This is a genomic window from Psychrobacter sp. TB20-MNA-CIBAN-0197 (genome assembly GCF_040309765.1).
Classification (GTDB): Bacteria; Pseudomonadota; Gammaproteobacteria; order Pseudomonadales; family Moraxellaceae; genus Psychrobacter; species Psychrobacter submarinus.
Genome location: NZ_JBEOPC010001021.1, coordinates 1 through 253, shown reverse-complemented (window position 1 = coordinate 253; position 253 = coordinate 1). Strand labels below are relative to the sequence as shown.

General features: G+C 67.6%; 1 protein-coding gene. It reads left to right on the top strand.

Going from position 1 to position 253, the window contains the following annotated elements:
- Positions 1 to 253 (top strand): FAD/NAD(P)-binding protein (locus tag AAEY83_RS16985; RefSeq protein WP_351060996.1); only part of this gene is annotated, 253 nt, incomplete at both ends.

Here is a 253-nt window from a genome sequence, read left to right as displayed (position 1 = left end):
GCTCGGCGCTTATCTGGCCGACGCCTTCACGCGGATCCTCGCGACCGCACCCGCCTGGGTAACGGTCAATCTGCATCGGCATCAGGTCACGGCGGTCGAGCGCAACGAGAACCAGCAATACCTTCTGCTAACCGCCGACGGCGCTGCGGTGACGGTGGATCGTCTGGTGCTGACCGTCGGCCACACCGGGCGCCTGCGCCTGGCGGGGCAGAACAGGGTCGACAACGTTTACCCGCTGCCGGGCAGCCTCACC